Source organism: Sphingomonas sp. MJ1 (PH-R8) (assembly GCF_048058635.1).
Classification (GTDB): domain Bacteria; phylum Pseudomonadota; class Alphaproteobacteria; order Sphingomonadales; family Sphingomonadaceae; genus Sphingomonas.
This window is the reverse complement of sequence record NZ_JBBEFX010000004.1, coordinates 260,429-282,740: the sequence shown is the minus strand read 5'-3', so window position 1 is coordinate 282,740 and position 22,312 is coordinate 260,429. Positions and strand designations below refer to the sequence as shown.

The window sequence follows — 22,312 nt, the reverse complement described above, 5'->3', positions numbered from 1 at the left end:
CCCTTATTGCGGGCGCTTGCCGTGCTTGCTGAGCCACGCCTGCAGCTCGGCAATATCCTTTTCCTGTTTCGTGATCGTCATCTGCGCCATGCGCTTGGTCTCGGCGTCGCGCGCGTCACGCACCGCAACGCGCGACATGGCGATGGCGCCTCGGTGATGCTCGATCATCTTGCGCGTCCACATTTCGGCCGCGTCGCCCTGCTTGGCCGCCATCATCTTCTGATGCATGTCCATCTCGGCCTGGCCGTAGGGATTGCCGGCCATCATGCCCGCCATGTCGTCGTGGTTCATGCCGGCCATCTGACCGTGGTTCATGCCCTGCATTCCGCCGCTCTGCTGCGCGAGGGCGGGCGTGGCGAGCAGCGCCAAAGCTGCGAATGTTGGTGCGAAGCGCATTATTGATCTCCTTGGGTTCTAAGACTTCTACGCGTGCGAGGCGGCTATCCCTCACCCGGGGTGCTAGAACGCGCGAGGAATTGTCAGGAAACAGGACTTTATTTCCGAGGGCTACGCTCCTGAGCCGCGTATATTATGCCTCGATCACGATGTTGCGACGCCGCGTTTTGGGCCATCGCATGTAGAGAAGCACTGCCCCCCCTAACCAAAGCGCAAGCCCACCGATCGCGAAGGCGAGCAGCCAGGGCGTGTTGAAGTTCTCGTGATTCGTCCAATCCATGATGTGAAGGCCCCAGAAGAAGTCGTAGAGCCGCCAAGTGCCGGTTCGGACAGCCGAGATCCGACCGGTGTCGGCCGCGACAAAGACGCGGGTGGAATCGAGGTCGGCGAACGCGACGCGCCAGGCGGGGAGCGTGCCGCGATATTCGGGGCTGGCGCGCTCGATCCGCTCTACCTTCGCCGCTGGTCGAGCACCGCGACGCCATGCCAAACGCGCGATCTCCTCGGCCTCACGAGCCGTTGGTGCTGGCAGCGCTTGGCCCGTCGCGGCGTCGAACAGGCGCGTTCCCTTGGCTGTCGCGACCTCGGCGACCGGGCGGCCAAGCCACATGCGATAGGTGATGGCCTCGATGGGCGCATCTGCTGCGCCTACGATCGCCGATGGTGGGGCGAACGTGCTGCCGCGGGGAAGGGGCGCCGCGGCTTTGCGGTCAACGAGGTGATCGCCATGCACCCGATCGATCGGCAGGAAGCTCATCAGGGCGCCGCTTGCGAACCATAGCAGGAGCTGCGCGCCGATGATGATCGCGAGCCATTTGTGCGTGCGGCTCGCGAGTAGATGCAGCCTCAGTTTCGCGCTTTTCAGAACCACTCCTCCCTCAACCTCGTCGCCGGGGTCACTTCATACCCGGCATGTCCTTCATCATCTCGTCGTGATCGGCCGGGGCGCTCGCGACCAGTGCCTTATACTGTTCGGGCGTCATGCCGGGGAGCTTGCGGACGAACGCGACCATATTCCAAATTAGGGGGTCGGGATGCGTCTTGCCCCATGCCGGCATGGCGCTGAGCTTCACCCCGTGCTTGATGATCCAGAATTGCTGGGCGGGGGTGAGATCTTGAGCGCGCGCGAGTTCCGGCGCCTGTGGATAGAGGCCCTGGCTCATCTCGGATTTCTCGACGCCGGGGTCGAGATGGCAACCGGAACACATTTCTCCGTAAAGGCCCGCGCCGACTGACACGCGCTGCGCCGATGCCAGATCGGCCGGGGGTGTTATGCCGCGCGCGCGTGCCTCAATCGACCGATCGCGCAGGCGTTCGAGCATTGAATAGACCGCCGGCGTGTGCGGTTCGTCGGCCGCGATGTTATACACGCCAAGGTAGATAAACGCGGCTGCGCCCAGCGCCAGGACGATCGCCAGGGCGCCTACGAACGGCAGGCTCGGGAAGTGCTGCCTTATCGAGCGCCTGCCGTCTTGAGCCATCTGTTCCTCCATCGATCAGAACCAGACACGAACGCCGGCGACGATGCTCTTGGACGTTGCGCGATCCCCATCGGCGCGCGCGTAGCGGGCGGTGTCGCCGAAGCGGCGATCCCATGACACGCCGACATAGGGGGCGAACTCGCGCCGGATCTCATAACGCAGCCGCAATCCAAGCTCGGCGTTGGATAGGCCCGATCCGATCCGGTTTTCCGGCACGTCCTGCGCAGCGAAATTGAGCTCGGCGCGCGGTTGCAGGATCAGCCGCTGGGTGATGCGCTGGTCGTAATAGCCCTCAAGCCGCCCTAGCAGGTCGCCCTTGTTGGACAGGAATACCGCGCCCTCTAGCTCGAAGAAGCCCGGTGCCAGCCCCTCCAGCCCGACGGTCGCATAGGTGCGTTTCGGGGACGGCCCCAAATCCTGGCGGACACCCGCTTGTAGATTGAAATAAGGGCCAATGGTCCGGCTATAGAGCGCCTGCACCTCGGCGCTCTCGATGCCCTCGCGGAAGGCTCCCTCGCCCTCAGACTTGATGAAGAGGCGGTTGATGTCACCCCCGAACCACGCCTCGCCATCCCAGCGATAGCCGTCACGACCGTTGCGGAATTGATACTCAGCGAGGTTCAATAGCACCTGGCTGAAGTTTTGACCGCCGTGATGCTGCTGAAGGTGATGGCGACCCATCGCCATCGCGTCCGCGCCGTAAACGCTGTCGGCCGCATGGTCGGTCGGCAGGGGCGGGGCGGGGGCGTTTCCTGCGGGAAGCGCGGTGCCAGTCTGCTGCACCCCATCGGCCGCCATGCCTGGCATTCCGGCCATTCCCGACATGCCCTGCATGTCGTGGCCGCTGTGCTGGTCGGCTGGCATGGTCATCCCCGGCATCGCCGAATGGTCCATGCCCTGCATCGGCTGCTGGGAGCCCTGAGGGACCGTTTGGCCGTTTCCGGGCATCTGCATCCCCGGCATGGCTTCCATGCCCTGCTGTGAGCCCTGCGGAGCCGCATGGTCCATGCCGGGCATAGACGAGTGATCCATGCCCGGCATGGTCCCGTGATCCATACCATTCATGCCGGCCGTTGGCGCGGCGCGGCGTTTCGTCGTCGAAGCTGATGGTCGCCTCGCAGGAGCTGACCTAGTCTTGGCCGGCTTGCCTTTGGCCGTGGGCTTCACCACCGGCTTCTTTTTCGCAGGCATCGGCATGGTCATGCCCGGCATTGCCGAATGATCCATGCCCTGCATCGACTGAGCGGCGACAGGACCGGCGATGCCGAGCATGGTGGTGGCGGCGAGCGCCGCGGTCAGCCGGTTCATGCCGCCTCTCCCGCGAACGGGCGAACGGTGACGACGCGCATCATGCCTGCGGTCATGTGGTAGAGATTGTGACAGTGGAACGCCCAATCGCCGGGTGCATCGGCGGTCAGATCAAAGGTCATCTTGCCTCCAGGCGGCACGTTGACGGTGTGCTTGCGCGGCGCATGATTGCCGTGCCCCGTCACCAGCTCGAAGAAATGGCCGTGGAGATGGATGGGGTGCGGCATCATCGTATCGTTGACCAACGTCACCCGCGCCCGCTCGCCTTTGCGGAACGGGATGGGGTCGGCGGGATCGCTCAGCTTCTGCCCGTCGAAGCCCCACATGTAGCGCTCCATGTTACCGGTCAGATGGATCTCGAACTGACGCGACGGCGCGCGCACGTCGGGGTTGGGCGCGAGCGAAACGAGGTCGCGATAGGTGAGGACGCGGTGATCCAGGCCCTCCAGACCCTGGGGCGGTTCACCGCTACGGTCCTTCGGCATCGGGGAGATGGTCTGCACGCCCGGCCCCATCTTCACGCCCGGCGCATTCTTCGGGTCGCGCATGTTCATGTTCATGCCGCCACCCGACCCGTGGTCCATCCCGGCCATGCCGCCAGCCTGGCCCGATCCGCCCGACATGGCACTATGGTCCATGCCGGCCATGCCAGCACCGCCCGCTGCCATTTGGCTATGGTCCATCCCGGGCATTACAGCGCCGCCCATCTGGCTGTGGTCCATGCCCGACATGCCGGACATGCCCGCCATCGCTGCGCCTGCCGCGACCGTCCCGTGATCGGTCGGCCCCTTCCAGCCCGTCAGCTTCCAAAGATTGCGCGAGGCGTTCTGCATCAAGGTGGGGTCCGGCCCGCGCGTGGCGACCGGGCTCTCGTCCTTCATGCCGGACATGCCCTGCATCCCGCCCATGCTCCCCATGTCCATGCCCATATCGGTCATGGTCAGCAGCGTGCGCGGACGAAGCGGCGGGACCGGGGCGACCATCCCCTCACGCGGGGCGAGCGTCGCCCGGCCCATGCCGGAGCGATCGATAGCCTCGGAGACGAAGCTGTAGGCCCGGTCCTCGGGCGTCACGATCACGTCGAACGTCTCGGCAACGCCGATCTGGAACTCGTCGATCTTCACCGGACGGACATTCTGCCCATCGGCCTGCACGACGGTCATCGGCAGGTCGGGGATGCGGACGTTGAAGTTGGTCTGCGCCGCGGCGTTGATGATCCGCAAGCGGACCCGCTCGCCCGGCTTGAACAGCCCCGTCCAGTTGTCATACGGCCCGTAGCCGTTGACCAGGAAGGTATAGGTCGAGCCGGTGACGTCGGCGATGTCGGCGGGGTCCATTCGCATCTTTCCCCACTCGATCCGGTCCTTGAGCGGCATTTCCCGACCCGCGAGCAAGCCCGCGAGGGTCGGCCGCTGATAGTTGAAATAGGCGCCGCCCATCTGCTTCAGCTTCCGGAAAATCTGCTCGCCGGTCATCTGGCTGTGGTCGGACAGCACGATCACATGCTCGCGGTCGAACGCGATCGGATCGGCACCGGCCGGGTCGATCACGATCGGCCCGTAAAGTCCGCCCTGCTCCTGCTCGCCGGAATGGCTGTGATACCAGTAGGTGCCCGACTGGATGATCGGGAACTCGTAGATGAAGGTCGAGCGCGCCTTGATGCCGGGGAAGCTGATGCCGGGCACGCCGTCCATCGCGAACGGCACGAGCAGCCCATGCCAGTGGATCGAACTGTCCTCGTCGAGATTGTTGGTGACGGAGAGGCGGACCTTTTGCCCCTCCTTCAAGCGAATGAGAGGGGCCGGCACCGTGCCGTTGACGCCGATTGCGGGCGTCGACTTGCCGTCGACGGGAAGTCTGAAACTGTCGATCGTCAGCGCGATGTCAGTGCCCGAGACGGTCGGCAGCGGTTTGACGATCCCGCCCGAGACAGGCTGCGCCCACGCGGGCATATAGGCGGTCAGCGCCATGCCACCGCCAGCAAGGGCGGCGCCGCGAAGCATCTGGCGGCGATCGATAGTGCGGCTCATACGGTCCTCAAGGCTCTCGAACGGGAGTGTCCCTCTAGCCTTGATACGCAGCTCAGGGCGCTATCCCTCAGCGCCCGCCCAATCGCTCCAGCAACTTCGATCGCGCGCGATAGAGGCGGGTTTCTACCGCCTTTTCGCTGATCGACAACACTGCCGCGGTTTCAGCCTGGCTCAACCCCTCGATCGTGCGCAGCACCAAGGATTCCTTCAATGCGGTCGGCAAGCCCGCAATGGCGCGCGTCACGCGGTCGAGTTCCTGTCGGTCGCCCGTCGCGTCGTCGATCGCCACCTGGTCGTCTGCAATGGCTTCGGCTTCCGGGCCGATCGGTGCGGCGAACGCCAGAAAGCGCCGCACGGTGCGCTTGCGCCCCCAATCGCGGCACTTGTTGATCGCGATCGTCGATAGCCACGCGCGCATCGATCGATCGCCGTCGTAGCGGGGCAGGGCCTGATGCGCCGCGACGAAGGTCTCCTGCAGAAGGTCCAGCGCCTCGTCGGCCTCGCCGACGCACGCGCGCACCATGCGGAAGATTGACTGCCGATGGCGGCGCATGATCTCGGCGAAGGCGGCTTCGCGCCCGGCGATGCTGAGGGTCGCCAGCTCGCCGTCCGTAAGCGTGGTCCAGTCGAGGCTCACGCGCCGAACCTCAACGTGCGTCGTCGGTGAGCGCCTTCACCACGGCCTGATCGAACTGGCCGGTCTGATTGGGCCGCAAGAGCTGGCGCATGGCGAAGATGTGCGCCAGCGTCGCTTTCTGGAGCTCGCCCATGACGGCGTGGCTCTGGTCGACCGCTGCGGCGACGCGCGGCCCGTTGCCATGCTCGGCCTCGATCGCTTCAGCGAGCCGGGCATTGTTCGCCCGCAATTCCAGCTCGAATGCGCGCCGCTGCACGGCGAAACGCTGCTCCAGCACTTCAAGTCGCGCTTCCTGGTTGGCGTCCAGCGCCAGCTTATGATGCAGCACGTCGTGCAGCTCCGAGCCGGGCTGGGCACGTGGCGGAAGTAGCGCCCGCCCCACGAACACACCGATGATCGCGGCGATGAAGCACGCGACAATGCCAAGCAGAAGGCGGATGCGGCCGCTCATTGCACGCCGACGAGCAGCGTGGAGGGCGCGAGCGGCGACACCGGCCCCAAGGGCGATAGCGAAGCCGCGCTGGCTTCCTTCGCGGGCACACCGGCACCGAAGATGCCCATGACGAGCGCCGCAGCGATCGTCATTGCCCCAACGCCTAAGCCGGCGCGCGCCGCTGGACGTGCGGCGACCCGCGCCAGCACGCGATCTTCCATGCCATCAAGGCTCGCGGGCACGGGTGCTTGCGCCAGCCTCATCAATACTGCGTCGAGGTCCATGTCGTTCACTCCACCCCTCTAGCATGGATTACGCAAGCGACGCGCCCATCCCTCAAATCCATCCGTGAGGGGTGGTCGATCGGGGCGCGTAATGAAGGACAGGAACCCTCCTGTCGAAAGGCCCCCTATGCGCCGCCTATCCGTTCTGACTGCTGCTGCCGCTCTCGTCATGTTCGCCGGAACGGCGAACGCCCATCCTAAGCTGGTGTCGGCATCGCCGGCCGCCAATGCGACGGTCGCGAAGCCCGCTCGTATCGAACTTCATTTCAGCGAGAAGCTGATGCCAGCCTTCTCCAAGGCCGATCTCACGATGGCAGCGATGCCCGGCATGGCAGCCATGAAGATGGCCAGCGCCTCCGCGCTCTCGTCCGATGGCCGGACCCTCGTCATCACCCCGAAATCGCCGCTCCCATCGGGTCGGTATAGCGTCGCGTGGAATGTCGTCTCGACCGACACCCACAAGGTCGCAGGAACCTACGTCTTCGCGGTGAAGTGAGGCGATGGGGGACTGGTCGCTTATCGGCGTCCGCTTCGCGCTCTACGTGACGCTGGCTGCGCTGTTCGGCCTTGCCGCATTCAGCCTTTATGGGCTGCGGGCGCGCGAGCGCGGCGACGCGCTCGCGCTGCGTCCCTGGTTCATCGCCAGCGCTGGCCTGAGCCTGTTGTTTTCAGGCGCCTGGGTCGTGCTGATGGCCTCCTCAATGGCCGGAACGCCGGCCTGGCCGATCGACCGTGAAGCAGTCGGCGCGCTGCTCACCGGCTCTGCGATCGGAGCAGCATGGAAGCTGCGAATGGTCATGGTGGCCCTCGCGGCGCTGGCAGCGCTGGTCGCGGGCGGGCGCGGCATCTGGCTGAGCATCGTCGCGCTCTGCTCGGCCGTGGCACTCGCAACGCTGGCGTGGACCGGACACGGCGCGATGGACGAAGCCGTGATGGGCTGGGTCCACCTCATCGTCGACATTCTCCATCTGATCGCCTCGGGCGCTTGGGTTGGCGCACTACTGGGGCTGCTCCTGCTCGTCTCCCGACCCGCGGCGCGCGTAGACGCGGCGCATCTGGGGCTGACGCACCGCGCGCTGCACGGGTTCGGCGCGATCGGGACGGTTGTGGTCGGCACGATCCTCGTCACCGGCCTGGTCAACGGCTGGATGCTGGTCGGGATCGGCAACCTCGCCACGCTTCCTGCGACGCTCTATGGTCAGCTCCTGATCGCAAAGCTGGCGCTGTTCGTCGCCATGCTAGGGCTCGCCTCGCTCAACCGCTTCCGGCTCACGCCGGCATTCGAGCGGTCGATCGCAGCGGACGATCACAAGGGCGCCCTCGGCGCGCTGCGGACAAGTCTGGCGATCGAAACCGCCTGTGTCATCGCGGTTCTCGGGCTGATCGCCTGGCTCGGGACGCTCGCGCCGCCTGCATCGGCGATGTGATGCGCGGCCGGGGAGCCCTCGCGGTCCCCGGCCGTTCACGGGGCCGCGCCTGATGGATCAGTCGATCCTGCTCGACGAGACGGGGAGGATGCTGGCCGTGGCCGGCCTGATCTGCGTGGTGCTGCTCGTGCCGATGATGATCGTCGGGCTGATAATCAGCATCATCCAGGCGGCGACGTCGATTAGCGAACAGACGCTGAGCTTCGTGCCTAAGCTGATCGCGCTAGGCGTATGTTTGGTGATTTTCGGGAGCGCAGCGACCGAGCTCCTGACCAAGTTCACGGCCGAGCTGTTCGCTGTGATCGCGAGCATGGGCCGTTGATATGCAGATAGCTGCGCGGGCGGGCGACCGCCCGCGCAAGCCCCGCTATGCCGCCATCCGATCGCAGGAATCGGCGCACTTCCGGCACGCTGCCACGCAATCCTCCATGCCGCCCAGGGCCTCGCAGCTCGCTGCGCAAGCCCGGCAGATCTCGGCACACTCGCGGCAGATATGCTGATGGTGGGCGGACTTGCGCGCCATGAAGTCGATCGCAACCGCGCAAATTTGCGCGCAGTCGGCCATGATCTTCATATGCTCGGGCGCGGCGTGCTGGCCGCCCATTTCGAGGCAATGGTTCATCGCCATGTGAAGACAGGTCACATGGCATTCGTGGCAGGCGTCCATGCACGCCTTCATGCCGGGGTCGATCTGGTGCATCGCATTATCTCCGTATGAGCCCCCGCCTGTTCCTAGATACGCGCGCCGCGCGATCACCCCTTGCCGCGATCTCCGTCGTTCGCGGCAAGTTACATGGCCCACCGACCGAACAGCGTCGCAACGATGATGCCCGCGCCAAGCATGATGAGCGTCAACACTGTCATCGCGGCGATCTGAGGTCCGGTCACGCGCGCGCCGGCCGCCATGCCGCTCATCCCTGCCATTGCGTCGTGTCCCATGTCCGGCATCGGCGTGGCCGATTGCCGGTCCGCGCCGACTTCGTGTCCGCCATGCCCCAGCGCGCGCACCGTGCCCATGCCGTGCTTCAAGCGCACGCCAACCAGCCAAAGGTTGATCGGATAGGCGACTGCGAACCCGACGAGTGTCGCCAGCGACATGACGCCCCAAAAGCGGAGCGAGCTGGCGTGCATCGCGGCCATGTCGCGGCTCATCAACACCACCATCGTCGGGATCATGCCGGCCATGACGGCATTCATCGACAGCCATTCGGGGATGAACGACATGCGAAGCGCGCCCCAATAGGAACCGCCCGCCATGTCGCGCATGAAAAGCGCCTGGAAAATCAGCAGTCCGAACGCGAAGCCGAACACATATTCCGCGATCACGTCCTGCCACATCGGCAGGCCGAGCGCCGTGGTGATCGCGGCTGCGGCGATGACGCCGGTTGCATCGCCCGCCATGCAATGGATGGCCGAGCCGAACGCCTGCTTCCAGAGCGGTCGAACGAAATCCTCGTGCCGCTCGTTCGCCGGCTCCTGGCAGGACAGGACATAGGCCGCGGCCATGATCGGGCCACCATAGAGCGTGACCAACAGCCACCCCCATTTCATCACGCGCAGCTCGGGGTTGCGGGTGAAGGCATCCCACGCGACGTAAGCGACCGAAAGGGCGGTCAGCACGAACCACCCGATCAGCACGGCGTCGAGCCAGGGGGCCGGGGATGGCATCGTCACGGCAGCACTCCTCTACATGCTAGAGGATACGCGGCTCTCCGGATCATCCCTTGCGCGGAGCGGGCTAGGCGAGCTTGCTGGAAACGGCCTTGATCGCTTTCAGTCCCGATCCGAACCGCGCGATGGCCTCCCGGTTCTTCTCCAGCTCGCCATAGGGCAGGTAGGATATGTCGAGGTCGGCTACGCGGCTGAACGCGGGCCGCTGCAACTGCGCGCGAACGTCCGTCTCGCGCGCGTCGGGCGCGACAAGGAACAGCCCCGCGGTCGCGTGAAGGTCGCCACCGCTCAAGGCCAGGTCGAGCATCCTGACGATGCCCGAATAGATCGAGGTCGAATGCTCCACCTCGAACGCCGCGGCGACATGATCGCCGGCCTTCTCAAGCCACAGCACGTCGATCAGCCGGATCGAGTCAGCGCCCTTCGACGTCGCGATCGTGTCGGGCAGGCGCTCAAGGCATCCTGCGCCCAAGGGTGATCCGTCGAAGGCGCGGCTGCGGTCGTTCGCGGCGATCCATACGTCATAGCCGAGCGCCAACCCTAGATCGCGAAGCCATGCCTGGATTTCGGTATGGGTGCGCTCGTTCTCGCCCTCGCGCTGAGCGGCCTTGCTGAGCGTGCGCGCTTCCTCACGCGCCGCCTCAAGCCGCTGCCCCCAGCTCGCCAGCGTCGCGCCGCTCACGTCGAGGGGCGGAGCCGGATAGCGATCGGAGCCGATGTCGAACAACAGACCGCCGATCGCGCCTAAATCATTCGATAGCAGCTCGCGGAAGCGGTCGTTGAGATCGAGGATGCCGGTCCGCATCGCCAGAAAATGCTCCCAGCTCCCGAGCTTCACATTCGCCCCCGTCAGCGCGTTGTAGCCCTTAACGATTGCGGTGTTGAAGGGCGGCACCAGCGTCGGGTGAAGGAAGTAGAGGAGGTTGGCGACCGCCGGACCCAGCCCCTTGATCTTCAAACGGTCGATCGCGTGGATATGGCTGATGATCTCCTCGGCCGTGTCGCAACAGGAACAGGCGTCGAGCAAGCGGCCGAACGCGCGCTGATTGTCGGGGCTCTCGTAAATGTCGGGGATGCGGAGCTTCGGCTTCCAGAGGAACGCATGGTCCGCGCCCTTGAAGATTTGCCGCTGCTCGGCGACGGAATGGACGACGGTTTCGAGCGACGATCCGCGGTAGGCGACGCCGAACGTGCCGCGCTCGATCTCGCCGACAACCTGGGTGATGCCGCGCCGGATTGATCGGAAGTTCTTCAACCGCTCGTCCCAAAGAAACCAGCTCCGATAGGTCGCGCCCTGATCGTCACGCCAGCGGGCAATTAAGCGGCGCACCAGGCCGTCATGGTCGGTGCCAGTAGAAAGACTGTCGATCTGCGCTGCCATATGTCCCCGATTGCCCCCGGCCCGCGTTTGGCGAGCTAGTAATAGACCTAAGCTGCGGCCCTTATGGCGTCGAGGGTGTAGAGCTGGCCCCCGCAATATGAGGGCAACGCCGCTCCCGCGCGTAGATTCAACATACACGCCAGCGGTGCCGACAGGGCCTTGACCCTAACACGGTGTCATACCCTACATGCTCTCGGGTCGAAGGAGTCTTGCCATGAACGACCCTCATTCCCATTCCCAAGCCGGGGGTTGCGGCTGTTCGAAGCCTGCGCCTGAATCGGTCTCCACGCCCTCATCCTGTTGCGGGGGCGGCTCGGCCGCTCCCGCAAAGATCGAGCACGAACATCATCACACCGAAGCGGGCGGCTGCTGCTCGGGCAGTAAGGACAACGATGCCGCAGCAGCAGTGATCGACGCGGTGTGCGGCATGACGGTCGATCCCGCAAAAACGACACACCATGCCGAGCACGCTGGTCATGCCTATCATTTCTGTAGCGCAGGGTGCCGGAGCAAGTTTGTCGCCAATCCTGACGCCTATCTGAGCGATAAGCCGAAACCGGAGCCGATGGCGACGCCGGGGGCGATGTGGACGTGCCCGATGCACCCGCAAATTCGCCAGGAAGGGCCGGGAACTTGCCCAATCTGCGGCATGGCGCTCGAACCCGAAGAACCGTCGCTCGACGATACTCCCAACCCTGAGCTGGTCGACTTCACGCGCCGACTGTGGGTGGCGGGCGCGCTCACGATCCCGCTGCTCGTCGTCTCGATGTTCGCGGAAATGTTAGGCCTGCATGTGGTTAGCCCTGCGGCCTCGCCTTGGGTCCAGCTCGCACTCACCGCGCCGATCGTGCTGTGGGCGGGCTGGCCGTTTTTCGAGCGGGGGTGGACATCGCTTCGTACCCGCCATCTCAATATGTTCACACTGATCGCGATCGGCGTAGGTGCCGCCTTCCTCTATAGCGTGGTCGCGACGCTCGCGCCGGGCATCTTCCCAGCGACCTTCCGCACGCATGGGAGCATGGTTCCCGTCTATTACGAGGCGGCTGGCGTCGTGGTGACACTGGTGCTGCTCGGGCAAGTGCTCGAACTGCGCGCTAGGGCGGCGACAGGGCGCGCGATCCGCGCTCTCATGGATCTCGCCCCCAAGACGGCGCGACGCTTGCAGCCTGACGGTTCTGAAGAAGAAGTCGGGCTTGCCGACGTGGCAACCGGTGACCGGCTGCGGGTCCGCCCCGGTGAAGCCATCCCGGTCGATGGCGTCGTGGTCGAGGGTCGTTCGTCGGTCGACGAAGCCATGCTCACCGGCGAACCCGCGCCGGTCCTCAAGGAAGTCGAGGCGATCGTTACCGGGGGCACCGTCAACGGGACGGGCAGCCTGGTGATGGAAGCCCGCGCGGTTGGTTCGGACACGATGCTCGCGCGTATCGTCCGCATGGTCGCGGAAGCGCAGCGAAGCCGCGCCCCGATACAGGCGGTCGCCGATCGGGTTTCAGGATGGTTCGTGCCGCTCGTCGTGCTGATCTCGATTGCGACCTTCATCACTTGGTCGCTGGTCGGCCCTGAGCCGCGCATGGGCCATGCCCTGCTTAACGCCATCGCAGTGCTGGTGATCGCCTGCCCGTGCGCGCTCGGGCTCGTCACGCCCATGTCGATCATGGTCGGCACGGGACGCGGCGCTCAGGCCGGCGTGCTGGTGAAGAACGCGGAAGCCTTACAGGGGCTGGAAAAGGTCGATACCCTTGTCATCGACAAGACGGGTACGCTCACGGAAGGCAAGCCCAAGCTGATCGCGGTCGAGACGGTCAGCGCGGTCGGAGAGAACGACATGCTCGCGCTTGCCGCGGCCGTCGAAGGCCAATCCGAACATCCGCTCGCGCACGCAATCGTCGTTGCCGCCAAAGAACGAGGATTGCAGCTCGGCACAGTCGCGGACTTTGCCTCGCAAACCGGGCTGGGTGTCAGCGCCACGGTGGGCGGCCGCTCGGTCGTGATTGGCAATGCGGTGCAAATGAGCCGGATCGGCGCTGATCTCAAGCCGGTCGACGCCGCGGCCGATCGTCACCGTGGCGAAGGCGCGGGCATCATCCTCGTCGCGATCGACGGGGCGCTCGCCGGTCTGCTCGCAGTCGCCGATCCGGTGCGCGCATCGGCGCGCGACGCTATTGCCGCGCTTCGCAAGGAGGGCCTGCGGGTCGTCATGCTCACCGGCGACAATCGTGGGACGGCCGATGCTGTCGCGCGCGCCGTGGGCGGTCTTGATGACGTGCGCGCCGATCTGCTGCCGGAAGACAAGGCGCGTATCATCGGCGAGCTGAAAGCGAGCGGCGCAAGGGTCGCAATGGCGGGCGATGGGATCAACGACGCCCCGGCGCTCGCCGCCGCGGATGTCGGCTTGGCGATGGGAACGGGAACAGACGTGGCGATCGAAAGCGCCGGCATGACGCTCACGCGCGGCGATCTCTCGGCGATCGTGCGCGCCCGCAAGCTCGCTCGCGCGACGATGCGAAATATCCGCCAAAACCTGTTCTTCTCGTTCTTGTTCAACGGAATCGGCGTGCCGGTTGCGGCCGGCGTGCTTTACCCGGTTGCCGGTATCCTGCTGTCGCCGATGCTGGCCGGTGCAGCGATGGCGCTCTCGTCCTTCACCGTGGTCCTGAACGCACTGCGGCTCAACGCGGTAAAGCTGTGAACATCGGAGCGGCGTCGGACGCCAGCGGCGTCTCCCAACGCATGATCCGCCACTATGAAAAGATTGGTTTGGTGCCCGCGCCGCCACGGCGCGGGAACTACCGGGACTACGCCGACGCTGACGTTCATCGGCTGCGATTTATCGCCAACGCGCGCGACCTGGGGTTCCCGATCGAGGAAATCCGCACGCTGCTGGGGCTGTGGTCGGATCGCGATCGGTCGAGCGCGGAAGTGAAGACGCTGGCGGAAGCCCGCGCTGCCGAACTGGGCCGCAAGGTCCGCGTCTTGGACGCCATGCGCCGCTCGCTTACCGGGCTCGCCCAAGCCTGTCATGGCGATGATCGGCCTGATTGTCCGATCATCGAACGCTTGGCTGAATAACTTGCGCGGCTAACTTTTACTCCACTTGAGCGTGATCGTGCGTCGCACCGTTTCACGCGTTTCGCGCTGCGGCTTTGCCGCACCCCTCGATCGCCGCGCGGTTGGCCGTCACGATCCTGTCGGCCCCGACGATGGCGCGGAACGCGGTGGGACTGGCGCTCTGGATCATACGCTGCCCGGCTTCCCAGCGGGGCAAGTCGAGCGTCCGCGCCGCCATGCGCTCGGGCCATTGCCAGCTCGCCGGTGCGATCTCGCGCGCGACCAGGCCCGGCACGATCGCCCATGCGAGGATGCCGGCCGCCACCCCACCCAGGGCAAACCATAGCTGCCGATTCTTCTGGTCGGCGCGTGTCCATGCGGACCCGGCGATGGCGCGAAGATCGGCCATGATGCGGGCCTTGTCCTCGCCCGCCTTGGCGAGCGCCGCCTGATCCTCGCGCCGGGCGGCGCTGCCCGCCGCGGCGATGCGCTGCGCCATCTGCTCCGGCGTCATCGCCAGCGCCGGGGCCGCTTTCAGGAATTGGCCGATGCGCGCGACGTTCTCGCCTGCCGTGTTCACGTTCTGCTGGAGCACGCCAAGCGTCTCGGTATGGTCGGGTATGTCGATCGCCGCGCTCGGCCGCCAAGCCCTCCACGGCGCAGCGCCAGCTCGCCGCGCATGGCCTCGAACGCCTCGGCCGCGCCTGCTCCGCCCTGATCGTCCTCGTTCGTCACCTGTCGTGAGCCTGCAACCCGTGATATTCCTCCGAGTTAATCAAAGGAGACCCAACAATCACCGGACCGGTCATGCCTAAGACACCACACACGAAAGGCCCGGACGAAACCCTTTCTCTCCTCGCCGATCCCTATCGGTTCATCTCCAGGCAGTGCCAGCGCCTAGGCGCAAACGCTTTTGAATCCCGTTTCCTGCTGAAAAAGACCAACTGCCTTAAGGGGGCCAAGGCCGCCGAAATCTTCTACGATACGACCCGCTTCGAGCGCGAAGGTGCCATGCCGGTCGCTATTCAGAAGACACTGCTGGGCCAAGGCGGCGTTCAGGGTCTGGACGGCGAGACCCATCGGCACCGCAAGCAGATGTTCATGGGCCTGATGACACCAGAGCGCGTGCGGGCGCTGGCGCAATTGTTCGAGGCCGAGTGGCGCAGGGCGGTGCCGGGCTGGACGCGCAAAGGAGAGATCGTCTTCTATGACGAGTTGCATGAGCCGCTGACGCGAGCGGTATGCGCTTGGGCGGGAGTTCCTCTTCCGGACGATGAAGCCGGCAACCGCGCGGGCGAGCTGCGGGCGCTGTTCGACGCCGCCGGCTCGGCGAGCCCAAGGCATCTTTGGTCACGGCTGGCCCGTCGTCGCGTCGACGCATGGGCGAAGCGGATCATTGAAGGCATTCGGGCCGGGAGCATCGGCTCGGGCTCGGGGACCGCGGCTTACGCGATAGCCTGGCATCGCGACCGGCACGACGATCTTCTTTCGCCGCACGTCGCAGCGGTCGAACTGGTAAATGTCCTTCGCCCGACCGTCGCGATCGCAGTGTACATCACCTTCGTCGCCCACGCGCTGCAAACCTGTTCAGGGATCAGGGCGGCCTTGGTTCAGCAGCCGGACTATGCCGAGCTCTTCGTCCAAGAGGTCCGCCGATTCTATCCCTTCTTTCCCGCTGTGGTGGCGCGCGCGAGCCAAGATTTCGAGTGGGAGGGGATGGCCTTTCCGGAAGGGCGTCAAGTGGTGCTAGACCTTTATGGGAGCAATCACGACGCAGCGACCTGGGCCGACCCCCAGGAGTTTCGCCCTGAGCGTTTCAGGGCTTGGGACGAAGACTCCTTCAACTTCATTCCGCAGGGCGGCGGCGATCACTATCTCGGCCATCGCTGTCCCGGCGAATGGATCGTCCTCGCGATCATGAAGGTGGCGGCACACCTCCTCGTCAACGCGATGCGCTATGACGTACCGGACCAAGACCTGAGCATCGATTTCGCCAGGCTGCCAGCGCTTCCGAAAAGCGGCTTCGTGATGCGCAACGTCCACATAGGTGGCTAGGGCCGCGTGCCGTGGTGATGGTGATCGGCTCCGTTATCGACCGTTTGCGCGAGTACGGGGTGCGATGCGACATCTACGCAGTCGAATGTTGGTTCAGCAAGTCGATCACGGCGCACCTCGCCGCCCCGTCGCCTTCGCAACGGTCGATGGTCGCAGCCAGCAGGCTTTCTAGTTGCGCCAGATCCTCCATCTTAGCGCGCACACGCTCTAGATGGTGAGCCGCGATCTCGCGGACCTCACTGCATGACGCCTGCGCAGAACCGCCAAGAGACAGGATCGCGCGCACCTCGGCCGGGGAGAAGCCGAGTTCGCGCGCGCGACGGACGAACCCAAGTGCGCGGACGTGACCGGTCCCATATACCCGCCGCCCGCCGCTTGTGCGGGGTGGCGTTGCGAGAACACCAACGCGCTCGAAGTACCGGATCGTCTCGATATTCACGCCAGTCCGGCGAGACAGCTCGCCGATCGTGATGCTTTCCTCAACGCGCATATATTGCTTGCTCCTGTAGTCACTACAGGATGCATAACGGGCTAACCCGCTAGAGGCGATAGATGAACCAAGAGACCATCCCGCGTGAACCCCTAGGCGCACCAACGTCACGACGTCGCGCCGACACGGGGCTATCCGCCCTCGGCGCGCTTGCGAGCTTAGCCGCTGTTCTAGCTGCGGCGTCATGCTGCGTCCTGCCCCTCGCACTCGCGGCGCTCGGCCTGGGGGCGGGCCTGTCCAGCAACTTCGCCGCGCTGATACCACTACGGTGGCCGCTAACGGCGACCTCCCTCATCGGCTTGGCTGCTGGGTGGTGGGCCTACGCGCAGCGGCGGAGGTCCTGTGCTGGGGACCGGTCCTGCACAATGCCGCTGCCCTCGCGCGCGACACCTATCCTGCTCGCGATCGGAACGGTTCTGACGCTTATCGCGTTCGCCTGGGACCTCCTAGAAGCGCCGCTGATGAACGCGCTTTCCTGATGCAGCTCACCTCAACCCTGACCTGTCCCAAATGCGGCGGGGTGGCCACCGAAAGGATGCCCACCAACGCCTGCCAATTCTTCTATGATTGCCGGCATTGCGCGGTGGTGCTGCGGCCCCTGGCTGGCGACTGCTGCGTGTTCTGCTCATTTGGCGATGTCCCATGCCCTCCGATCCAGGAAGCGAAAGCAAACGGGACTGTGGCGGGCTGCTGCGGGTGAGGCGATAGCTTCACGTTTCTTCGTGAACTGGGGTCCTGCTCGCCAAGGTCGCGCAAGCGAAATTGCCTACTTCGGTCTTATTCGACCGGTTCCTGACCTGCCTCAACTGCTCATTTTCGAGAGGGCATTTGAACAGGATAGCATTTCGGGCGCTTCAAAAACCCTTGCTCCTCCAGTTGCTAGAGCATGTAACCGCAATTTGCTCTCCTGCGGACGGGGGGCTGGAGGTGGCTTTTTGACGGCCCGTGTTGAAGCAATCGGTATGTCTCGACGCTCATTAGTGGCGCGGCTGGTGGCCTGTGGAACCGGCTTGGTGCTCGGTTCTCCAACGCTCGCGCGACAGACTTCCCGGTCTGCGGCCTCGTGGAACTTCGGCGCGGCTCACCTCGAATGGGAGCCGCTGGAAGTCGGCACGGGTGATACCCTCCTTGTTTCGGCACAAGTGCGCGGAGTGCCGGCGCGGGCGGTGCTCGACAGTGGCAGCGGCGCGTCGATCATGAGCACGGCGCTCGCGACGAAGCTCGGCTTGAACAATGGTGAGCGGCGCATGATTAGCGGGCTGAGCGCCAAGGCCCCGGTGCTGCTGGTCCGCGACATCGACGTACAGCTCGCCCGCGAAACCCGTCGCTTACCCTTTGCCGTTGTTGGTGATCTGAGTTCAGTGTCGGCGGCCTTCGGACGACCGATCGACGTTCTCCTCGGTGCCGATATGTTCACGGGCAGCTGCATCGCGCTCGATTTCGCGAACAGGCGTATGGCGGTCGTCAAGTCAGGCACGTTTCTCGCCGGCCCCGACTGGCGCGCTGTCGCGCTCGGACGCGGTGCCAAGCAGGAGCTGTTCATCCGGGCCTCCGTCGAGGGCCTGTCTCCCGTGCCCTTGATGATCGATCTTGGCAGCTCGGCCGCGCTGATGCTCTCGTCGGCCTATGCCCGCGATCAAGGGCTGTTGAACGGGAAGCTCGTCTCGACCGCGGCGATCGGCGGCGTCGATGGCGTGCGGGTCAACGATGCTTTCACAACCCAGAACATCAACATTGAAGGGCTTGGCGTCTCGAACGTCCCCACACTCGGGATGAGAGCTTGGCTCTCCACCAGCACGGTTGGCAATGTCGGCCTACCGCTGATCGCTCAATTCGACGTGGTGTTCGACGTGACCGCCGGATTCGTGTGGCTCCGGCCACTCGGTCCTCGTCGTCGCCTGCCGATGCTGAAGGACCGTAGCGGCCTTGGCCTCGCAGCCTCACCAACGGCGCTCACCGTCGTTCATGTGGCGGCGAACAGTCCCGCGGAAAAGGCTGGCTGGGCGGTTGGCGACCGGATCGTGGCGGTGAACGGCCATTCGATCGATGCGAACTATACGCGTGGGGAGCTCTGGCAAGTGCGCTCCCGGCCTGCTGGCACCCTCGTAAAGCTGACGATAGCCTCGGGTGATGTGCGCGACCTCAGGCTAGCCGACTATTACTGATCGGCTTGAGGGTGGCCTTTGCCGATCGCCTTCATGATCCGACAATCGGCCATGCGCGCCTTGGTGCAGCTCTGGCTGAGCATTGCCAACTCATCCCGCAACACCGCGAGTTGCGCCAGCCTCTCCTCAACATCCTTGAGGTGCTGAGCAGCGATAGCTGAGGCGGCACCACAATCCTGGTCCGGGTTCTGCGCCAGCCCCATCAACGATCGTATTTCGTCGACCGAAAAGCCGAGCCGGCGACCGTTGCGGATGAAGTGCAAACGCTCGATGTCGCTGGCATCATAGGTTCTACGGCCCGACGCCGTGCGCGGGGCGGAGCGCAGCAACCCGATCGACTCATAAAACCGGATCGTCGTCACTTTTGTCGACGTCTCGCTGGCGAGCTGCCCAATCATCACCGGCTTCATCATGCCATCCTTGCTAATGCGAACGTGTCGCACATTTCGCTTGCTTCTACAGCGACTGGAGGTGGTAAGGAAGGCCGCATGAATGCTTCTACCGAAAGCTGCGGGTGCCACGGGGAGCCCGCGCGCGCGCAAACCGATCCGGCCTATCGCCGTGCGCTGCTGACCGTCGTGGTGCTCAACCTCGGCTTCGGAGTCGCCGAGCTGTTCGGCGGGTTCATCGCCGATAGCCAAGCGCTGAAAGCGGATTCCCTCGATTTTCTCGGGGACGGGTCGATCAGCCTTATCGGTCTTCTCGCGCTTGCCTGGTCCGCACGGGCGAGGGCAAAGGTCGCGCTGACGCAGGGGTTGTTTCTCGGTGCGCTTGGCGTGGGCGTAATCGGTTTCGCGATTTGGCGCGCCCTGAACGCAACCGCGCCGGATGCCGAACTGATGGGCACAATCGGCGTTGTCGCGCTCGCGATCAATGTCGTGTCCGCCTTGGTGCTTGCGCGTTTCCGGGAAGGGGACGCCAATGTTCGCGCGATCTGGCTGTTCAGCCGCAACGACGCGCTCGCCAATGTCGCGGTGATCGCCGCGGCCGGTCTGGTGGCGTGGACAGGAAGCGCCTGGCCGGACCTCGCCGTCGCCGGCCTCATCGCCCTCCTGTTCCTCCACTCCGCTTATGAAATCGTCACTGGCGCTCGGCGCGAACTGGGAGAGCGGTAGTGCGTCTGCTCACCTTGATCCGGGCAATGCTCTCGCTGCGGCTGCTCGCCGCGCTCGCTGCGCTGCTGATCCCTGCTGCGGCATTCGCCGAACCCGGCGACGTGCAAACCGCATGGCGGCTGCTCGACTATATGGCCGTCGATTATGGAGGCGCGGTCGCGAACGGTCGGATCAAGAGCGCGTCGGAATACGCCGAAATGAATGAGTTTGCCGCGTCGGTCTCGACACGGCTTCAAGGCCTGCCGGCGAAGCCGGAGCGCCAAGCCCTCATTCAGCGGGCCGCCAACCTCCAAGCGGTAATCGCGGAAAAGGGATCGACTGAACAGGTGGCAACACTGGCGCACGGGCTCGCGGCCGATCTGCTGCGCGCCTACCCGGTGCCGCTCGCGCCCGATAAGGCTCCGAACCTCGTCTCCGGCCATGCCCTGTTCCAACAATCCTGCGCGTCCTGTCACGGCATGACGGGCAACGGCCGTGGCCCCGACGCCGCCAAGCTCGCGACACCCCCGATCGCCTTTACCGATGCCGAACGTGCGCGCCAGCGCAGCGTCTTCGCGCTCTATCAGGTGGTGACGCAGGGCATCGACGGGACGGCGATGCAGAGCTTCGCCGATCTGCCGAACGATCAGCGCTGGGCGGTAGCATTCCGAGCCGGGAGCTTCGCCTTCACGGACGCGCAGGCGCGCGAAGGCGAGCGGCTGTGGAAATCCGATCCGACCCTTCGCCGTCGCATCCCGGACCTGAAAACCCTGGTCGCACTCACCCCGGCCGCGCTCGGCGCGGCGATCGGCGACGCCAAGGCTGACGCCGTGCTCGCGTTCCTGCGTCGCCACCCTGAACAGGTGATGCAACAGGCTCCCGGCTCGCTCGCGGTCGCCCGCGCCAAACTCGCCGAAAGCGTGGCCGCTGCCCGGCGTGGCGATGCGCGGATGGCAAAAGAGCTGGCGCTGTCAGCCTATCTCGATGGGTTCGAGCCGATCGAACCAACGCTCACCGCGCGCGACGCGACGCTGATGGGCCGAATCGAGGGCGCCATGGGGGAGTTCCGCGCCGCGATCGACCGGGGCGCATCGCCCGATGATCTCGCGGAGAAGGTCACGGTGCTGGGCGGCTTTTTCGATGATGCAGAAGCGGCGCTCGCGCCCGATGCCGCCACCGAGGCGTCCACGTTCCTGGGCGCGTTCACGATCCTGCTGCGTGAAGGGCTCGAAGCCCTGCTCATCGTCGTCGCCATGATCGCGTTCCTGCGTAAAGCCGAGCGCGGCGAGGCGCTGCGGTACGTGCATGGCGGCTGGGTCAGCGCGATCATCGCGGGCGGGATCACCTGGGCGGTCGCCACCTATGCGATCGGGATCAGCGGTGCGAGCCGGGAGCTGACGGAAGGGTTTGGCTCGCTGTTCGCCGCGGTCGTGCTGCTCTCGGTCGGGATTTGGATGCACGGCAAGGCGCAGGCCGATCAGTGGCAGCGCTATATTCGCGAGAAGATGTCGCGGGCGCTCTCGGGCGGGTCGGGCTGGTTCCTGTTCGGGCTGGCGTTCGTCGTAGTTTATCGCGAGGTCTTCGAGACGATCCTGTTCTATGCCGCGCTTTCGGCGCAAGGTGACAACGGGATGCTTCTCGCGGGGGCCGGGTCGGCGATTGGACTGCTCAGCCTGATCGCTTGGGCCATGCTTCGCTACAGTCGCAAGCTGCCGATCGCGCAGTTCTTCCGCTATAGCTCCTGGCTCATGGCGGTCCTGACCGTCGTGCTGGCGGGTAAAGGCGTCGCCGCGCTCCAGGAAGCCGGCCTTATCAACATCGCACCGCTCGCGGACGTGCCACGGCTGTCGATGCTCGGCGTGTTTCCCACTTGGCAATCGGTGCTGGCGCAACTCCTGATGGCGGTCGCCATTGCGGTCGGGTTCGCCTGGAACGGGCGCGACCGATCCCGCTCGGGTTCCGGCTCAGTGACCCTTGGTTCGAATTAGTGCAATGACATGAAAACCCTTCCGTGATAGAGGCAAGCTAGTGCGAGCCTTTTTGCCTTTCCTGACATGCCTGATGCTGGTCCTGACCAGCTTCTCCGGCATGGCCCATGCCGCCGATCTGGCGGGGGGAAGCATCGCGGGCGTTGAGTTCACGGTCCATACCGCCGGTGACATCGATCAGGTGCCATCGGACTCGGACAAGAATGTCCCGCATCATCACAATTATTGTCACGGACACGACGTCGGCGCGCCTGCGCGCACGACGATGGAATATACCCCCGTCCTCACAGTGCCCAAGCCGACAATCTCCGCCTCTGCGTCGCTCGACGGCCGCACCGGCATGGTCCATTTGAGGCCCCCCCAAGCCTGACGTCCGATTTGGGCGTGCGTTGGCGCGCCCCTGTCGATCATCGTCAGGAGTCCT

The 22,312-nt window shown here is 65.1% G+C and carries 26 protein-coding genes; 12 read left to right on the top strand and 14 right to left on the bottom strand.

The window, feature by feature from the left end:
- Positions 1–3: 3 nt before the first annotated feature.
- From VPH46_RS05925 to VPH46_RS05890, 8 genes are all read right to left on the bottom strand, one after another.
- Complete coding sequence (locus VPH46_RS05925; protein ID WP_042469554.1) at positions 4–396, bottom strand: DUF305 domain-containing protein; 393 nt, start codon at positions 394–396, stop codon at positions 4–6.
- 133 nt (positions 397–529) lie between these two features.
- Positions 530–1,267 (bottom strand): PepSY domain-containing protein, encoded by a 738-nt coding sequence (locus VPH46_RS05920; RefSeq protein ID WP_168845682.1) that lies wholly within the window; start codon positions 1,265–1,267, stop codon positions 530–532.
- Positions 1,268–1,292: 25 nt separating this feature from the next.
- Positions 1,293–1,889 (bottom strand): c-type cytochrome, encoded by a 597-nt coding sequence (locus tag VPH46_RS05915; protein ID WP_416609637.1) that lies wholly within the window; start codon positions 1,887–1,889, stop codon positions 1,293–1,295.
- A gap of 3 nt (positions 1,890–1,892) precedes the next feature.
- Positions 1,893–3,185, bottom strand: a complete 1,293-nt coding sequence (locus VPH46_RS05910) for a copper resistance protein B (protein ID WP_024310688.1) — start codon at positions 3,183–3,185, stop codon at positions 1,893–1,895.
- Complete coding sequence (locus VPH46_RS05905; RefSeq protein WP_018251213.1) at positions 3,182–5,215, bottom strand: copper resistance system multicopper oxidase; 2,034 nt, start codon at positions 5,213–5,215, stop codon at positions 3,182–3,184. Before VPH46_RS05905 ends, VPH46_RS05910 begins: the two co-directional genes overlap by 4 nt.
- Before the next feature lie 67 nt (positions 5,216–5,282).
- Positions 5,283–5,852, bottom strand: coding sequence for an RNA polymerase sigma factor (locus VPH46_RS05900; RefSeq protein WP_018251214.1), 570 nt, complete (start codon positions 5,850–5,852; stop codon positions 5,283–5,285).
- 10 nt (positions 5,853–5,862) lie between these two features.
- Positions 5,863–6,303 carry a periplasmic heavy metal sensor gene (locus VPH46_RS05895; RefSeq protein WP_017980786.1) on the bottom strand — a complete coding sequence of 147 codons (441 nt, stop codon included), beginning with the start codon at positions 6,301–6,303 and terminating at the stop codon, positions 5,863–5,865.
- Positions 6,300–6,569: a hypothetical protein gene (locus VPH46_RS05890; protein ID WP_020486670.1), complete on the bottom strand. Its 270-nt coding sequence runs from the start codon at positions 6,567–6,569 to the stop codon at positions 6,300–6,302. Before VPH46_RS05890 ends, VPH46_RS05895 begins: the two co-directional genes overlap by 4 nt.
- A gap of 127 nt (positions 6,570–6,696) precedes the next feature.
- On the opposite strand from VPH46_RS05890, the gene copC reads away from it, so the two are divergent.
- The 3 genes from copC to VPH46_RS05875 are packed head-to-tail and all read left to right on the top strand — an operon-like array spanning position 6,697 to position 8,318.
- Positions 6,697–7,065: a copper homeostasis periplasmic binding protein CopC gene (gene copC / locus VPH46_RS05885; protein ID WP_020486671.1), complete on the top strand. Its 369-nt coding sequence runs from the start codon at positions 6,697–6,699 to the stop codon at positions 7,063–7,065.
- A gap of 4 nt (positions 7,066–7,069) precedes the next feature.
- Positions 7,070–7,996, top strand: a complete 927-nt coding sequence (gene copD, locus VPH46_RS05880; protein WP_017980789.1) for a copper homeostasis membrane protein CopD — start codon at positions 7,070–7,072, stop codon at positions 7,994–7,996.
- A gap of 52 nt (positions 7,997–8,048) precedes the next feature.
- The gene (locus VPH46_RS05875) at positions 8,049–8,318 is read left to right on the top strand and encodes a flagellar biosynthetic protein FliQ (protein ID WP_017980790.1); all 270 of its coding nucleotides are present in this window, start codon (positions 8,049–8,051) and stop codon (positions 8,316–8,318) included.
- A gap of 45 nt (positions 8,319–8,363) precedes the next feature.
- Here the strand turns inward: VPH46_RS05875 and VPH46_RS05870 are convergent, their stop codons facing one another.
- The 3 genes from VPH46_RS05870 to VPH46_RS05860 all read right to left on the bottom strand — a co-directional run bounded on the left by VPH46_RS05870 (position 8,364) and on the right by VPH46_RS05860 (position 11,048).
- Positions 8,364–8,696 (bottom strand): four-helix bundle copper-binding protein, encoded by a 333-nt coding sequence (locus VPH46_RS05870; protein WP_017980791.1) that lies wholly within the window; start codon positions 8,694–8,696, stop codon positions 8,364–8,366.
- A gap of 89 nt (positions 8,697–8,785) precedes the next feature.
- On the bottom strand, positions 8,786–9,664 hold the full coding sequence (locus VPH46_RS05865) for a DUF4396 domain-containing protein (protein WP_017980792.1): 879 nt from the start codon (positions 9,662–9,664) through the stop codon (positions 8,786–8,788).
- A 70-nt stretch (positions 9,665–9,734) separates the two neighbouring features.
- Positions 9,735–11,048 carry a hypothetical protein gene (locus VPH46_RS05860; protein ID WP_017980793.1) on the bottom strand — a complete coding sequence of 438 codons (1,314 nt, stop codon included), beginning with the start codon at positions 11,046–11,048 and terminating at the stop codon, positions 9,735–9,737.
- A 331-nt stretch (positions 11,049–11,379) separates the two neighbouring features.
- Between VPH46_RS05860 and VPH46_RS05855 the strand changes: the two genes are divergently transcribed.
- On the top strand, positions 11,380–13,737 hold the full coding sequence (locus VPH46_RS05855) for a heavy metal translocating P-type ATPase (RefSeq protein ID WP_380870750.1): 2,358 nt from the start codon (positions 11,380–11,382) through the stop codon (positions 13,735–13,737).
- The gene (gene cueR / locus VPH46_RS05850) at positions 13,734–14,117 is read left to right on the top strand and encodes a Cu(I)-responsive transcriptional regulator (RefSeq protein WP_017980795.1); all 384 of its coding nucleotides are present in this window, start codon (positions 13,734–13,736) and stop codon (positions 14,115–14,117) included. The genes VPH46_RS05855 and cueR overlap by 4 nt, the downstream gene beginning before the upstream one ends.
- Before the next feature lie 52 nt (positions 14,118–14,169).
- Here cueR and VPH46_RS05845 read toward each other — a convergent pair whose 3' ends face one another.
- Positions 14,170–14,691 (bottom strand): DUF6118 family protein, encoded by a 522-nt coding sequence (locus VPH46_RS05845; RefSeq protein WP_017980796.1) that lies wholly within the window; start codon positions 14,689–14,691, stop codon positions 14,170–14,172.
- 212 nt (positions 14,692–14,903) lie between these two features.
- Here VPH46_RS05845 and VPH46_RS05840 point away from each other — a divergent pair, with 212 nt between their 5' ends.
- Complete coding sequence (locus VPH46_RS05840; protein ID WP_017980797.1) at positions 14,904–16,151, top strand: cytochrome P450; 1,248 nt, start codon at positions 14,904–14,906, stop codon at positions 16,149–16,151.
- 73 nt (positions 16,152–16,224) lie between these two features.
- On the opposite strand, the gene VPH46_RS05835 is transcribed toward VPH46_RS05840, so the two are convergent.
- Positions 16,225–16,641 carry a MerR family transcriptional regulator gene (locus VPH46_RS05835; protein ID WP_017980798.1) on the bottom strand — a complete coding sequence of 139 codons (417 nt, stop codon included), beginning with the start codon at positions 16,639–16,641 and terminating at the stop codon, positions 16,225–16,227.
- Positions 16,642–16,703: 62 nt separating this feature from the next.
- Between VPH46_RS05835 and VPH46_RS05830 the strand changes: the two genes are divergently transcribed.
- The 3 genes from VPH46_RS05830 to VPH46_RS05820 all read left to right on the top strand — a co-directional run bounded on the left by VPH46_RS05830 (position 16,704) and on the right by VPH46_RS05820 (position 18,806).
- Positions 16,704–17,120, top strand: coding sequence for a mercuric transporter MerT family protein (locus tag VPH46_RS05830; RefSeq protein WP_017980799.1), 417 nt, complete (start codon positions 16,704–16,706; stop codon positions 17,118–17,120).
- Positions 17,120–17,341 carry a GDCCVxC domain-containing (seleno)protein gene (locus tag VPH46_RS05825; RefSeq protein WP_081609171.1) on the top strand — a complete coding sequence of 74 codons (222 nt, stop codon included), beginning with the start codon at positions 17,120–17,122 and terminating at the stop codon, positions 17,339–17,341. The genes VPH46_RS05830 and VPH46_RS05825 overlap by 1 nt, the downstream gene beginning before the upstream one ends.
- A 262-nt stretch (positions 17,342–17,603) precedes the next feature.
- A complete protein-coding gene (locus VPH46_RS05820; RefSeq protein WP_081609172.1) occupies positions 17,604–18,806 on the top strand; it encodes an aspartyl protease family protein in 1,203 nt (400 codons plus the stop codon).
- Here VPH46_RS05820 and VPH46_RS05815 read toward each other — a convergent pair.
- Positions 18,800–19,219, bottom strand: a complete 420-nt coding sequence (locus VPH46_RS05815) for a MerR family transcriptional regulator (RefSeq protein WP_007406847.1) — start codon at positions 19,217–19,219, stop codon at positions 18,800–18,802. The two genes, VPH46_RS05820 and VPH46_RS05815, sit on opposite strands and share 7 nt — an antisense overlap.
- A 75-nt stretch (positions 19,220–19,294) precedes the next feature.
- Here VPH46_RS05815 and VPH46_RS05810 point away from each other — a divergent pair, with 75 nt between their 5' ends.
- The 3 genes from VPH46_RS05810 to VPH46_RS05800 all read left to right on the top strand — a co-directional run bounded on the left by VPH46_RS05810 (position 19,295) and on the right by VPH46_RS05800 (position 22,258).
- Positions 19,295–19,921, top strand: a complete 627-nt coding sequence (locus VPH46_RS05810) for a cation transporter (RefSeq protein WP_004212870.1) — start codon at positions 19,295–19,297, stop codon at positions 19,919–19,921.
- Positions 19,921–21,888: a cytochrome c/FTR1 family iron permease gene (locus VPH46_RS05805; RefSeq protein ID WP_020486673.1), complete on the top strand. Its 1,968-nt coding sequence runs from the start codon at positions 19,921–19,923 to the stop codon at positions 21,886–21,888. The genes VPH46_RS05810 and VPH46_RS05805 overlap by 1 nt, the downstream gene beginning before the upstream one ends.
- A 73-nt stretch (positions 21,889–21,961) precedes the next feature.
- A complete protein-coding gene (locus VPH46_RS05800; protein WP_007406840.1) occupies positions 21,962–22,258 on the top strand; it encodes a hypothetical protein in 297 nt (98 codons plus the stop codon).
- Positions 22,259–22,312: the final 54 nt, after the last annotated feature.

Bases quoted from the DNA above. Each gene is read 5' to 3' on its own strand.
- VPH46_RS05905 (WP_018251213.1), bottom strand. From the start codon at position 5,215: ATGAGCCGCACTATCGATCGCCGCCAGATGCTTCGCGGCGCCGCCCTT.
- VPH46_RS05910 (WP_024310688.1), bottom strand. From the start codon at position 3,185: ATGAACCGGCTGACCGCGGCGCTCGCCGCCACCACCATGCTCGGCATC.
- VPH46_RS05810 (WP_004212870.1), top strand. From the start codon at position 19,295: ATGAATGCTTCTACCGAAAGCTGCGGGTGCCACGGGGAGCCCGCGCGC.
- VPH46_RS05825 (WP_081609171.1), top strand. From the start codon at position 17,120: ATGCAGCTCACCTCAACCCTGACCTGTCCCAAATGCGGCGGGGTGGCC.
- VPH46_RS05870 (WP_017980791.1), bottom strand. From the start codon at position 8,696: ATGCACCAGATCGACCCCGGCATGAAGGCGTGCATGGACGCCTGCCAC.
- VPH46_RS05830 (WP_017980799.1), top strand. From the start codon at position 16,704: ATGAACCAAGAGACCATCCCGCGTGAACCCCTAGGCGCACCAACGTCA.
- copD (WP_017980789.1), top strand. From the start codon at position 7,070: ATGGGGGACTGGTCGCTTATCGGCGTCCGCTTCGCGCTCTACGTGACG.
- VPH46_RS05895 (WP_017980786.1), bottom strand. From the start codon at position 6,303: ATGAGCGGCCGCATCCGCCTTCTGCTTGGCATTGTCGCGTGCTTCATC.
- VPH46_RS05890 (WP_020486670.1), bottom strand. From the start codon at position 6,569: ATGGACCTCGACGCAGTATTGATGAGGCTGGCGCAAGCACCCGTGCCC.
- VPH46_RS05840 (WP_017980797.1), top strand. From the start codon at position 14,904: ATGCCTAAGACACCACACACGAAAGGCCCGGACGAAACCCTTTCTCTC.
- VPH46_RS05925 (WP_042469554.1), bottom strand. From the start codon at position 396: ATGCGCTTCGCACCAACATTCGCAGCTTTGGCGCTGCTCGCCACGCCC.
- VPH46_RS05815 (WP_007406847.1), bottom strand. From the start codon at position 19,219: ATGATGAAGCCGGTGATGATTGGGCAGCTCGCCAGCGAGACGTCGACA.
- VPH46_RS05800 (WP_007406840.1), top strand. From the start codon at position 21,962: ATGCTGGTCCTGACCAGCTTCTCCGGCATGGCCCATGCCGCCGATCTG.
- VPH46_RS05835 (WP_017980798.1), bottom strand. From the start codon at position 16,641: ATGCGCGTTGAGGAAAGCATCACGATCGGCGAGCTGTCTCGCCGGACT.
- VPH46_RS05860 (WP_017980793.1), bottom strand. From the start codon at position 11,048: ATGGCAGCGCAGATCGACAGTCTTTCTACTGGCACCGACCATGACGGC.
- VPH46_RS05915 (WP_416609637.1), bottom strand. From the start codon at position 1,889: ATGGAGGAACAGATGGCTCAAGACGGCAGGCGCTCGATAAGGCAGCAC.
- VPH46_RS05875 (WP_017980790.1), top strand. From the start codon at position 8,049: ATGGATCAGTCGATCCTGCTCGACGAGACGGGGAGGATGCTGGCCGTG.
- copC (WP_020486671.1), top strand. From the start codon at position 6,697: ATGCGCCGCCTATCCGTTCTGACTGCTGCTGCCGCTCTCGTCATGTTC.
- VPH46_RS05820 (WP_081609172.1), top strand. From the start codon at position 17,604: ATGTCTCGACGCTCATTAGTGGCGCGGCTGGTGGCCTGTGGAACCGGC.
- VPH46_RS05865 (WP_017980792.1), bottom strand. From the start codon at position 9,664: ATGCCATCCCCGGCCCCCTGGCTCGACGCCGTGCTGATCGGGTGGTTC.